Source organism: Paenibacillus lutrae (assembly GCF_009757775.1).
GTDB lineage: Bacteria > Bacillota > Bacilli > Paenibacillales > NBRC-103111 > Paenibacillus_F > Paenibacillus_F lutrae.
Genome location: NZ_RHLK01000009.1, coordinates 38,241 through 50,366 on the forward strand (window position 1 = coordinate 38,241; position 12,126 = coordinate 50,366).

Consider the following 12,126-nt stretch of genomic DNA (forward strand, 5'->3'; position numbering starts at 1 on the left):
CCCGCCGAGGTCTAGTTCTTGTTTAAAGGGTGAATACAGCCACATCTTAGTTTATTCTACCGTCAGCACTCATCCCATGTGGAAAATGTCGCGTTGCTTGTAAGAAGTGATAAATATGTCTAGAATCCCTTGATCTATAAGGGATTATTGAATATTACAGAGTTTGTGGATTTGGTGAAACAGAGGCGTTTTCGATGAGTTGCCGTGAAATTGCCGTAAGGCTGAATGGTAAGGCAAAATAACACAGGATAAAATGAAGGAAAAGACGCTGGGTGGATTATCCCAACGTCTTTTTATCTACTTGCTTGGTATCCATAGTGAACAGATTATCGAATTTATCAGCTGCTGCCTGGTCGGCAGTCCGCAGAGCCAGAGCGTGGCCATAAATGTTCATTGTTGTGGCGACTCATCTATCTTCATATAGTACTTGTATTTTTAACTAATCCTCTTATATCCTCTAATAAAGTGAGTTCTGCTTTAATTACATCATTCAAATAGTTAACAACAATGTTTTCTTGGTATTTGCTGCTAATTATCATGAACCGCAGCTTATTTATTAAAGCAATCCAAACCTTATTTGCATGTTCTAACGAAGACCATATATTGTTTATACCTTGTATTTCAGATTGATTTTGTTTCAAATACTGAAGAAATATGTGTTTACTCTGTTGGATAATAGACAGTTTCCATTCTAGCAATTCACAATAATTACAATTATAACTATAGGCTTTACTTTCTAAATGGATTATTTCATTTTGTAGAAGTTCTTTTAGTTGTAGTAATCCTTGGATATTTGGATGGAATAAACTACTTTCGTTTCTATACGGTTCAGAATCACTATAATCGAGTATTTGCTTGCAGAAATTAAAGAAATTATTGGCCTCGCTGTGAAAGTTAACTTTAGTTATATCGATCGTAATTTTGAAATACTTGAAATAACAACTAAAAGCAGGCTCAAGTTCAACTAGATCAATAATTCCAACGTTTCTGCTACCGTTATAAGGAATATAGCTTTTATTAAGTAGGGGAGCATTTTCTAAATAAATTAGTTTATTATTTTCAATTTTAATTCCCATGAATATATGATCAAATTCTTCATAATTTTTCGGATAAATAAATTTACTTTCAAAAGAAACAAAGTTTTTATAAAAGGGGACCCTTGGTGGGAATGTGCCGAAAGGGACTAAATGTCCTTTGCTTAACTCCAAAGCGTAATCATTAAATAGTGTATTTCCGAGACTTGCATTCATTTCAACGTGAAAAATGTGATGGGATGCATGGTTCCATGGAAACCGAATTACGATGTCTTTTAGTAGATTTTCCTTCTCATCAATATCTACATAGAAAGATGGATTCTGTAAGAAAACAGCGAAGGGTTCTGCTTCGAACTGTATTCGTTCTTTAAGCGCAAAGTAAAGAGGGATCTGGTAACAGTCAAGATACGTCCAGAGTTCATCGGGTCTTCCGTTCATTAGAAGGTAATCGTTCGGATCAAGAATCCTATTCACTTAAGATCTGTCCTCCTTGTCGCGGCGCAGACATAGTGTCTTATTATTGAGAATAATTTTGAATAAAAACGACTACTTCATCAATTGTGGACATATTCTCCATGATTAAAAATTCATCTTGAATTTCAATTCCATATTTCTTTTCAATCAAAACCATTAGCCGTATAAACATAATGGAATCAAAACCATTGTCGACTAACCGATTGTGGAGCGCAGCCGAAGGTGGACGATCCATAAGCTCATAAATGAATTGTTCAACTTGATTTCTGATACTGATCATTGTATACGCTCCTATTATTCTAGTTCCTAATTATTACATAACCTTTAGTATGGTAGATTAACGTATTTGTTAACGAAATTTTATCATACACGATCCAAAAAAATCAATATATTAAAAGTTATATATAATTCTGGAAATTACCATCAGATCGACATAAAGAATGAGAATACGCAATCTTACACTTATGCTGGATCTTCCTGATAAGTCCAATCTGGTAACAATAGAGGAGCGAATCACAGAGGAATTTCTCCAAGGGGAGCTTAGGAATTGAATAAGCAAATCGACTATACAGAAAGTAACGGGAATTGGCTTCCAAATGTTTTTATTGTTAGAATGAATGGGAAGTACACAACAGGAGATGACATAACTGATGTATAAAACATTTATGACATTAAGTGCCGCGGCCCTTCTACTAACAGCTTGTGGCAGTAATGATACGGATATCCGTAATACGGAGAGTACAGAAGAAAATCAGCAGCAATCCGGACAAACAGCAGACGTGCAGGAAGATTCACAAGGAAATAACCAGCCTAAAGAAGAAATTCAGCGACCATCTGAAGAAAGCGTAAATCAGGAGAAATGGTCTTCATTACCCGAGTATGCTGCAATTATTCAACAAATCGGTGGTAAAGATTATCAGTTCAAAACGGTAACCGATAACGAAGGCGAGCGGGTACTTTTCATTGAACAAGACGGTAAAGAGCGGTACAAGTCCATCTATGTCAAAAAGACGAAGCGTCTTAAAATCATTCAATTGGATAGAGAAGGACAAATTTTTAATGAAGTTTTACAGTGAAAATGTTAATGAAATACCGTTCACGGGGTGATGCGTCTTTCGAAACTTACCAAGAGGTTTCTTGAACTTTCGATTCGAAAAGGCTATGTAAAGGAGGCAACCAAACAAAAGGCATCCTCCCAAACAGGTGAAGAAAAATGAAGAAAAAACACGGGATATCATTATCAACCACGAATTCTTCTTAATTGGCCTTACAGGTTGGTCGTAAAGAATCATTTCTTTAATGATATATCATCTCTTTCATTACTTGTGTCATTCTTTGAATGGCTCAGATTGGCTGCTTTTGTTTGCAAACCTTGTTTGGAATAAAATTTAATAATGTCATCAATAGTGGAAAATACGACACTAACGTTCGAATCATGTGTACTTATGTTGATAGAAAACCGCTTTTCTGATGTAGTAACATCTTTATTTTATATTAGCTTTTGGTGACTTTAAGCTTAATTTAAAGCTTTTTTCAGAGTAATTCCTGCCGTGAATATAGGAACTTTACCTGCCGGAAGTTGCACCTCTTCACCGGTTTTGCGGCTTTTTCCCAGGCGTGCTTCACGATTACGGACATCAAATCTCCCGAAGCCGACTAGCTGAACTTCTTTGCCTTGCTTTAAAGCTTCAAAAATTGAGTCCAGCACATGTGTTACAGCTTTTTCAGCGTTCTTTTTTGAAAATCCACCAGATTTAGCTACTTCTTCTATTAATTGTTCTTTGTTCATTTGCAATTCCTCAATTCTATGATTATAAATGATGAAAATGACAACCTTCCTGATTGTCCATTAGAAAAAAATGATCTACATGGAAACGGTTACTGAACAACATGAAGGGAGAATTAGACTTTCAAAATACTCAAATTTGGGACATGACACATAATGCGGGAAACATAGAGTAACCAAGAATTATATACGCGGCTGCTCCTTTTCTCCTCCTTAGATAAAAAAACTGCCCTTAACACTTGTTAAGGACAGTTCACTGTGAATTACAGTTTTACAACATTTTCGGCTTGAGGACCGCGGTTGCCTTGCGTTACATTAAATTCAACGCGTTGTCCTTCGTCCAACGATTTGAATCCATCCCCTTGAATTGCAGAGAAATGAACGAATACGTCATTTCCGCCTTCTATTTCAATAAATCCAAAACCTTTCTCTGCATTAAACCATTTCACTGTTCCTGTTTCCATAATAAAATTACCTCCAATTTTTTATTAACATGCTTTTTTAAAAAACAAAAAAATCACATATTGGAAAAAGTACCATTACATAAATGATCACTTTTTTCAATATGTGAGTTTATGTTAAAGCCGTTTATAACCTGATAATAGCACACGATTTCGAGGTCGTCAAACCGGCCCCTGCGCCGCTGACACAGGAGATGCCGTTTTGTTAAATAAAGTGTTATTACTAGCGTTTCCTCATTTTACCAAAATAACAAAACCGCTACATCCCGATACTAGGGACAAGAAACAATGTGGTATACTATTTTAAACGCATTTATAAAGGGGTCTCATTTCATGACAACCGATCAAATCTCGCAATTCGAAAAGAAAATCATCATTCGCAACATTGAGCGCGAAGATTTCGATAAAATCATCGCGCTGCAAAATATTTGTTTTCCGAACATGGGCCCCTGGAAGCTGGATCAATTGGAAAGTCACGTCCGCACGTTTCCCGAGGGTCAAATCTGCGTCGAGCTCGACGGTGATATTATCGGCTCCTGTTCTAGCCTGATCGTGAACTTCGACGAGTATTTGGAGCAGCATACGTATTCCGAGATCACGGACAAGGGCTATATTCGCAACCATAACCCCCGGGGAGGGAACCTCTATGGGATGGAAGTTATGGTGCATCCGGATTTCCGTCGCATGAAAATCGGCAGAAGGTTATACGAGGCAAGGAAACGGCTAGCGGAGCAGCTTAACCTCAAAAGTATTATCGTAGGGGGACGCATCCCGGGGTATCACAACTATTCTGATAAGTTGTCGCCAAGAGCTTACGCGGAGGAAGTGTTGCAGCAGAACATCTACGATCCGGTGCTGACCTTTCAGATGATGAACGGATTTACGCTGAAGAGGATCATTACCAATTATTTGTCCGATGATGCCGATTCTGAGAATTTCGCGGCCCTCTTAGAATGGAATAATATCGAATACAGGCCGAGCATCAACAAGACGCTGTATAAGATGTCTTTCCCCGTCCGCATTTGCGTGGTCCAGTATATGATGAAGAAGATCGATTCTTTCGAGGAATTCGCCACCCAGTGCGAGCATTACGTGGACGTGGCATCGGATTACAAATCCGATTTCGCTGTTTTCCCGGAGAACTTCACCATGCAGCTGCTTTCCTTCTTGGATGAACGCTCTCCGAGCTTGGCCGTCCGGAAGCTCACGACATATACGACCAACTATGTAGAGTTATTCTCCGAACTCGCGGTCAAATACAACGTAAATATCGTAGGCGGCTCTCACTTCGTCGAGAACAATAACCGGATCTACAACGTGGCTCATTTGTTCCGCCGGGACGGCACAATTGAGCAGCAATACAAACTGCATATTTCTCCGAACGAGCGGAAGTGGTGGGGCATCAACGGGGGTAGCTCACTCGAGGTGTTTGACACGGATTGCGGTAAAATATCGATTCAACTTAGCAGCGATATCGAGTATCCGGAGTTGTCGCGTATCGTCGCGGAGGAGGGGGCGCAGATTATATTCGTTCCTTTCTGCGCGGAAGATAGGCAGACGTTCCTGAGGGTGAAGTACTGTGCACAGGCCAGGGCGATCGAGAACCAAGTGTTCATTGTGACCGCAGGAACGGTAGGAAATCTAACCCATGTGGATAACGTAGACGTTCAGTATGCCCAGTCCGGTATCTATACGCCAGCCGATTTCTCCTTCTCTCGCGACGGCATTGCGGGGGAGTGCAGTGAGAATACGGAGACGGTCATCATGGCCGAGGTAGATATGGAAACGCTGGAAAGGTACCGTAAGTCCAGCGATGCATTGTCGTTCAAGGATCGCCGGACGGACATCTATTCCTTACAAATACGTACTTAAAACATACTAGAGGTGCTTATGAAGAAGTTAACGATAGCAACAACGCAATACGGTCTCACCGATATCCGTACCGAAGAAGAGTTCTGGACGGGAATCAATACGAAGGTTCGGGATGCTGCCGAGCAGGGCGCCTCCATGATCGTATTCCCGGAGTACATGACGGCTCACTTGCTAAGCATAGAGCCGTCGATGCTGCACGATGAAGCGTGTTATTTTCTGGACGGGCTGACGGATAAATATATCGAGTTCTTTGGAGAGCTGAGCCGAGAATACGATATTGCCATACAAGCGGGGACGCATATTTGCTTAAAGGAAGAGGGTAAGTACTCGAACAAGGCATTCCTCTTCTTTCCCGAGGGACGGGTGGAGACGCAAAGCAAGGTGCATCTTACGCCGGAGGAGCAAATTCGCTGGCCTCTGGTCGCGGGTGACGAGCTTAACGTATTCGACACGGAGTGGGGCAAGATGGCGATCTTGACCTGTTACGACATCGAGTTTCCGGAGCTGGCCAGGGCAGCCGCGCTTCGCGGCGCGGAACTGCTTCTATGCCCTTCCTATACCGATAGTTCCTTCGGATACCATCGCGTGCGGCATTGCGCCCAAGCGAGGGCGATCGAGAATCAGCTGTTCGTCGTATTAAGCGGCCTCGTTGGAGCCTTGTCCGAGGATCGTCCGCAGGTGGACATTGGTTTTTGCCAAGCGGGCGTATTCACTCCATGCGATCTACCGTTCGCCGCGGATGGCATCTTGCAGGTCGGAGAAACGAACGAAAACAGGACGGTGCTCGCTGAACTCGACTTCCATAGACTCCGAGAGAATCGCGAACGCGGCGCGGTAGCACCCTTCTACGACCGCCGCCCCGATCTATACGAACACGAACACCAGAAGACGCTACTGTAAACCGAAAAGGCCGTTTGGTCCCTTGCGAGAGGGGTCAAACGGCTTTTGTAGTACTAGCAAAGGAAAAATTAAGCTTCGAAGAAAAAGTAACCCGAATCGAAAAGAAAATCTTAAGAGATGAGGAAATTTTGGATTTCACCTGTTGTCGCGGATGGTTTTCAATTAACTTGTACAGGTAATTAACGCTTCTCAATTCTCATCTTAAAAGTAAAGAGCAGCGGGACTTGGCTCAGCAAGACAGAAATATGAGACCAGCAAAGCCCATACTCACAGATACCCTGCCCAAGCAGGGGAGAATGCCCTCTCTTCATCGATAGGGCATTTTTGTGTCTATATCAGAAGAGAATAGTGGGGGGATTACATCCGTAAGGCTCTTAGTGACTGTAATAATCAGCCACACACCCACTTCCGCACTCGATATAAAATAAAACGATACGTAAAGGGAAATACCAACATATGGTACAATGGGTCTTGTTCTGTTGAATGATTGGGGGTAAGAAAAATGGAGCGGGGACTTTTATGGAAGTCGTTGATGATGAACGGTTCTATCGTTTTATTTTGGAGACAAAACATATTAGAAAAATTCGTTGAAAACTAGTTGGATATTTTGAGCGCAATGAAGAAACTCCTTCAAGTAAATTGAAGATAAGGAGAATGATACATAGAAATGTCCATAGAATGGTGTCAGCATGCTTTAGTGATTTTAAACAATCAAGTCAGGGGGACGTAGAATGAATAAAAGACATTTTAAAACGTTTCCTATCATTTTAATCACCCTGATCGTGGTCATGATTGCACCATCTCTTTTATGGATTAGAAGGAACGAGCCTCTGAATTTAGAGGTTTTTGCAAGAGAAGTATACAATCAAGAAATGAGTTACCAAGTAACGGTACTATTACTGGCAGGGATCGTGATCGGAATTGTGTATGTGCTGACAGGTAAAGATGGGCTGGCTTATTTAAACCTGAAGAAGAGGGATGGGCAAATCCGACCTGAACCGTGGCTTGGAATTAAACCGAAAGAAGGAGATAGCTGGATAAACCTGGGTCTAAACTTCGCGATTGTCATTACTTTAATCACGGCCGGCGTCATTTACTTCCAATTGGTTCATGGGGGGAGAATGAGCCTGGATCTGTACCCCGGGGTATTATTGGTCATCGTTTTTGCACTCACTAATGCTTTTGCAGAAGAAATCATATTTCGATTTTCTTTTGTTGCAGTTGTAAGTAAATTAGGATACTCACCGTATTTAGCCCAAGGGTTGGCCGCCGCTGTCTTTGGGGTCATTCATTTCTTTGGGACACCAAGCGGAATTCCAGGTGCATTGATGGCTGCTTTTCTAGGCTGGATCTTGGCTAAATCCATGATTGAAACAAAAGGGTTTTTCTGGGCGCTAAGTATCCATTTTTTGCAAGATGTGGTTATATTCACGGCGGTGTTTAGGAATTGAATAAGCAAATCGACCATACAGAAAGTAACGGGAATTGGCCTCCAAATGTGTACAGGAAGATTCGCAAGGAAATAACCAGCCCAAAGAAGAAAATCAGCGACCATCTGAAGAAAGCGTAAATCAGGAGAAGTGGTCTTCATTACCCGATAACGAAGGCGAGCGGATTTTTCTCGTAGAATAAGACGGTTGAGGATGGTGTCTTAACAGACACCTCTTTTTTATTTGCGTGAGCAAAACTCACTTCATAGAATTATTTACTTCAAAAATTTGTTAAGAAATCCGATATATAAGGAGGCAACCGATATAAAGGAAAGTCAACATGTGTAAAAAAGAGGAGAGTATTAGAATGTTTAATCGCAACAAAATGGGTGTTTGGATTGGGATGGCCGCTGTATTGCTGTTGGTCAGCGCTGGATGCGCTAAGGAACAAACCGATGAGGAGAAGCTGGCGGAGGCAATTAAGAATTCGATTGCGAACTCTGTGAATAAGGCAGCAGATCCAGCCGCTAAAAAAGAAGAGCCTACCGTGGAGTCTAAGCTAAGCGAGATCAGCAATTTTATAACTTCGAGCATTTGGAACGAAGGATTCGTTAACATAGGCTGGTACAAAAATAGCGGTACTGGCAGCACTGGCGAGAAGATCGATATAGATTTCACCATTGACCGGCTTGGTAAAGCGATGGAGAAGAAAGCGGAATATAATACGTATATACAGGGTTTGGATGCGAAGTACGATAATGTGAAGCAAGTGTGGGCCAAACTCTCCAATGAAGCCGATATTCTGTATAAACAGTTAAAGGAAAATAAGCCCCAAGCGAACGACAAGAGTTACAAATTCGATACCGGATTATTCAAGCAGTATAGTGAAGCTTTTAAAGATGATGTAGGAGCTCTAAAAACGAAATAATTAAACGACGAATGGAACAATATGGGCGTAAATAGTAGAGAGGGGCTTTTGCTCCTCTTTTTCTTTTCCTAAGTGCCAAACGAATATATAGAAGGAAGGAATTCCTCCATCATCTATTGAAACATTAAAAGAACTGGTTATTTGTGGCATGAATTTCTAAGCTAGTTAAGGAGGTTTCGATGACAGAGAGTAAATATAGCCAGTTGTTTGAATTCATCCGTTACTTCGAGGACGAGAGTGTGCAATTCTGCAAATGGCAGCCAGGCAAAGAGCTTAAAGACGGGGTTTATTCGATGCCTTACTGTATTTACGACGAGAGATTACATACGTTTATTGGAGCGGTAAACGATAGTGGCATCATGCTGCCAAACTATTTAAGTGTGCTGGGCGGTACGATCGGAACGAGTCATGAAGCTCTTCGAATAATTGAGGGAACCCATGATCTGGAGATGCTGCAAGCGATACTGACTTATTACGTGCGTCAAGAACGGTTTTGTGATGGAACATGGGCGCAAGCTGCTGAGAATAAGATATTTCTGAGTATTTTATTGAAGCTTAAGGAATTGCCCGTCTGATGATTTTCATTCTCAGCATTCTATTCCGGTGGATTGGAAATCTAATTATCACCATGTAAATCGTCGTTAAAAAAGGAGTATACAGGCGGCGGAAGGGATGATCAGGCAAGCGGCCCTGTGATCAGGCAAAGGCGTTGTGGATTTGGAGATCTATGGCATACTCAAGCTCGATTACGAAAAAGTGTGATTCGGTTGGAGGAGTTTTTATATGGCTGAAAAATGGACAGCTGCATCCAGTCAAGGGAGGGCGCGTATCACTTGTACCACCTTGGCCTTGGAAGAAAAGGGAGAATATTGGAGATAAACAAACAGCGTGCGCCGATTAGTATCGACACACGCTGTTTGTTTAAGTATATATTATCCGCGCGAAGGAAACTCGCCTTGCAAGCAGATGATAAAAGTCTGCGCGATAAAAGGCTGCATGTTGTTGTGCGGCTGTGAACCGCCCGAAACATTCAGGGCAACCGGCGACATCGGGACGTTCGGAGTCGGATCGTACAGATTGGGATTGGGCGAGAATTCGTCAGGAGGCTCGCCTTGCGCCCAGAAGTTCTGGGTCGGATCTCCGACCGCTCCCGCACTATTAATCGCCTGCGGGATATGTGTATGCGATGGTATCTCTGTAGTAAGAAGCGTTACCGTCGGGCTTCCTGCTTTCTGGCCCATGTTGCGCGGTGTCAGTCCCTGACCGCTGCCCTGGTGCATAGGAGCCGCGCCTATCAGATTCGGAAGCGCAAAGGTAGTTTTGCCGTCTCCGCCATACTGAACGCCAAGGATAGAGAACAGGGCTGTATTTTGAGTAATGGACATTAACTGGCCATTGCAGAGGGCCCAGCCTTTGGGTGCAAAATTACCTGCAAATATACGGATTTCACCAATATAAGCGTCTGCCATTGAGTAACCCTCCTTTTCTAGTTACGGCTAGGGAAAATGCCTTGAATTGCTATAGCAAAGTTTAGAGACAAATACGGCTGCATGTTGTTATGGGGCTGGCTGCCGCCTGCCTGACCGATGGCGCCGCTATTCATCTGAATCATCGTAGCTGCAGGATCGTACACAGATCCGTTGGCCGCCGCCCATACATTATTCAGCGGAGAAGGATCGCTAGCCGGGGTGGAGGAAGCCTGCACCTGATGCGTATGCTGAGGAATTTCCGACACGGTCAAAGTATGTGCGGCTTCACCTGCCACAGTTCCGAGCGGGATATCGCTGGAAACATGAATCGGGACGCGGCCGCGGTAATCCGGCAGTGCAAAGGTGCTTACCCCGTTCCCGCCATATACGTTGCCCAGCAGGGAGTAGAGGGCCTGATTTCCGTTGATTTGGAGAATTTGGCCTTCGCAATACATCCAGCCTCTTGGAGCATAGCCATTAGCGAACAATCGTACTTCGCCCACAAACGGTTCTGACATGGTAAAACCTCCTTTAATTCATTAAGAGTTAGAATCACTTGTTAAGGCTGAGACGGGAAAACCCCTTCTAATGCAATGATGAAAGAAATGGTCAACGAGGGCATCACATTATCGTGAGGCTGATTGCCTCCTACGGATGACAATGCCTGATTGTTCATATTAACGGGAGTGATGCCGGGGCCGCCGCTGGCAAAATGCCGGGAAGAGCTTGTGCTCCATACGTTGTTCTGGGGAGTACTGTCTGTCGCAAGCGTACTGTTCGCATTGGCAATATGGGTATGGGAAGCCAATTGATTGGAAGTCAGGGTGACCGTTTCGGTTCCGCCTTTATTGCCCCAAGGATAAGTTGGATTCTTGTGAATGGGAACTCTTCCCTGAAGATCCGGCAGGGCGAATGTGGTTTGGCCATCACCGCCATACGTAGTGCCCAGCAGGACATATAAGGCTTCATACTCGGCAATAGAGAGTACTTGGCCGTTGCATAATGCCCAGCCTCGGGGAGCGAAATTGCCCGCAAACATGCGGATTTCACCCAAATAACAATCGCTCATGGTGAGTCACCTCTTCATTTAAATGTTTGTAGGGGGTAGTACGGGACTCCATTCCATACGTAAATGAAGTCCGGAAACGCCGGTATTGCCAAAGCCCAGTCTCTGATAGAGCCGCAATGCGGGACTGTCCGGAAGAACGTGAAGCACAAGCTTCAGGGAAGCGGTTACAGCTTCCTCCTGAAGTTCACGGATCAGCAAACTGCCTATCCCTTGGTTCTGATGAATGGGCAGCAGAGCAATATCGACCAGCAACAGCGAGTCGTTCGTGCGGGCAGTTAGTATTCTTCCGGCCGGAGAATCGTTTAGGTGGATGATAAGTTCCTCTGCGTCAGGATACTGAGCGGTATAACTGTTTTTTTGAGCCATCCATTGCATATGCAAGAACGGGCGCCTCATCTGCTCATCCCATCCCCAAGCTTGCAGCTCCGCTTCGCGGGTGCTTGCATACAGTTGGAACAGAAAGGGAGCATCGGCAGGGCATGCCGGTAATTTACGTATCATGTTCCCTCCCCGATAGGCCGCTGGGCCTAGAATAGTTCGATTATAACGCACCGATTGTAAAATTACACCATCCGTTTTCAAAAAGTGACATGTTATATTAAAATTCTACAAAACCCATTTACCAGGAAATGGAGATGTTTTATTATGGATATTAGTGAAAGCAATTCTGGCCTATTAACTATATCGGTACAAGGAGGACATT

General features: G+C 43.3%; 14 protein-coding genes and 1 pseudogene. 7 read left to right on the plus strand and 8 right to left on the minus strand.

Annotated elements, in window-relative coordinates:
• Nucleotides 1-416 precede the first annotated feature (416 nt).
• Complete coding sequence (locus EDM21_RS15835) at nt 417-1,508, minus strand: hypothetical protein (protein WP_157336964.1); 1,092 nt, start codon at nt 1,506-1,508, stop codon at nt 417-419.
• 43 nt (nt 1,509-1,551) lie between these two features.
• Nucleotides 1,552-1,788, minus strand: coding sequence for an acyl carrier protein (locus EDM21_RS15840; RefSeq protein WP_157336966.1), 237 nt, complete (start codon nt 1,786-1,788; stop codon nt 1,552-1,554).
• A gap of 370 nt (nt 1,789-2,158) precedes the next feature.
• Between EDM21_RS15840 and EDM21_RS15845 the strand changes: the two genes are divergently transcribed.
• Nucleotides 2,159-2,584 carry a hypothetical protein gene (locus tag EDM21_RS15845; protein WP_157336968.1) on the plus strand — a complete coding sequence of 142 codons (426 nt, stop codon included), beginning with the start codon at nt 2,159-2,161 and terminating at the stop codon, nt 2,582-2,584.
• Nucleotides 2,585-3,024: 440 nt separating this feature from the next.
• On the opposite strand, the gene EDM21_RS15850 is transcribed toward EDM21_RS15845, so the two are convergent.
• Nucleotides 3,025-3,303 (minus strand): HU family DNA-binding protein, encoded by a 279-nt coding sequence (locus EDM21_RS15850; protein WP_268893086.1) that lies wholly within the window; start codon nt 3,301-3,303, stop codon nt 3,025-3,027.
• Between the two features lie 254 nt (nt 3,304-3,557).
• Nucleotides 3,558-3,758: a cold-shock protein gene (locus EDM21_RS15855; RefSeq protein WP_157336972.1), complete on the minus strand. Its 201-nt coding sequence runs from the start codon at nt 3,756-3,758 to the stop codon at nt 3,558-3,560.
• Between the two features lie 330 nt (nt 3,759-4,088).
• On the opposite strand from EDM21_RS15855, the gene EDM21_RS15860 reads away from it, so the two are divergent.
• The 6 genes and pseudogenes from EDM21_RS15860 to EDM21_RS25050 all read left to right on the plus strand — a co-directional run.
• Nucleotides 4,089-5,627, plus strand: a complete 1,539-nt coding sequence (locus tag EDM21_RS15860) for a bifunctional GNAT family N-acetyltransferase/carbon-nitrogen hydrolase family protein (RefSeq protein ID WP_157336974.1) — start codon at nt 4,089-4,091, stop codon at nt 5,625-5,627.
• An 18-nt stretch (nt 5,628-5,645) separates the two neighbouring features.
• Nucleotides 5,646-6,527 (plus strand): carbon-nitrogen hydrolase family protein, encoded by an 882-nt coding sequence (locus EDM21_RS15865; RefSeq protein WP_157336975.1) that lies wholly within the window; start codon nt 5,646-5,648, stop codon nt 6,525-6,527.
• 731 nt (nt 6,528-7,258) lie between these two features.
• Nucleotides 7,259-7,978 (plus strand): CPBP family intramembrane glutamic endopeptidase, encoded by a 720-nt coding sequence (locus EDM21_RS15870; protein WP_157336976.1) that lies wholly within the window; start codon nt 7,259-7,261, stop codon nt 7,976-7,978.
• Nucleotides 7,979-8,324: 346 nt separating this feature from the next.
• Nucleotides 8,325-8,885: a hypothetical protein gene (locus EDM21_RS15875; protein WP_157336977.1), complete on the plus strand. Its 561-nt coding sequence runs from the start codon at nt 8,325-8,327 to the stop codon at nt 8,883-8,885.
• A 179-nt stretch (nt 8,886-9,064) separates the two neighbouring features.
• A complete protein-coding gene (locus tag EDM21_RS15880) occupies nt 9,065-9,460 on the plus strand; it encodes a DUF6508 domain-containing protein (RefSeq protein ID WP_157336978.1) in 396 nt (131 codons plus the stop codon).
• Between the two features lie 91 nt (nt 9,461-9,551).
• Nucleotides 9,552-9,647: pseudogene (locus EDM21_RS25050) on the plus strand (GNAT family N-acetyltransferase); the annotation flags it as partial.
• A 170-nt stretch (nt 9,648-9,817) separates the two neighbouring features.
• Here EDM21_RS25050 and EDM21_RS15885 read toward each other — a convergent pair.
• Genes EDM21_RS15885 through EDM21_RS15900 form a run of 4 tightly spaced genes read right to left on the minus strand, consistent with a single transcriptional unit; the run spans nt 9,818 to nt 11,924 of the window.
• On the minus strand, nt 9,818-10,354 hold the full coding sequence (locus EDM21_RS15885) for a phage tail protein (RefSeq protein WP_157336979.1): 537 nt from the start codon (nt 10,352-10,354) through the stop codon (nt 9,818-9,820).
• 17 nt (nt 10,355-10,371) lie between these two features.
• On the minus strand, nt 10,372-10,872 hold the full coding sequence (locus EDM21_RS15890) for a phage tail protein (protein WP_157336980.1): 501 nt from the start codon (nt 10,870-10,872) through the stop codon (nt 10,372-10,374).
• Nucleotides 10,873-10,913: 41 nt separating this feature from the next.
• Nucleotides 10,914-11,423, minus strand: a complete 510-nt coding sequence (locus EDM21_RS15895; protein WP_157336981.1) for a phage tail protein — start codon at nt 11,421-11,423, stop codon at nt 10,914-10,916.
• 18 nt (nt 11,424-11,441) lie between these two features.
• On the minus strand, nt 11,442-11,924 hold the full coding sequence (locus EDM21_RS15900; RefSeq protein WP_157336982.1) for a GNAT family N-acetyltransferase: 483 nt from the start codon (nt 11,922-11,924) through the stop codon (nt 11,442-11,444).
• Between the last annotated feature and the right edge of the window lie 202 nt (nt 11,925-12,126).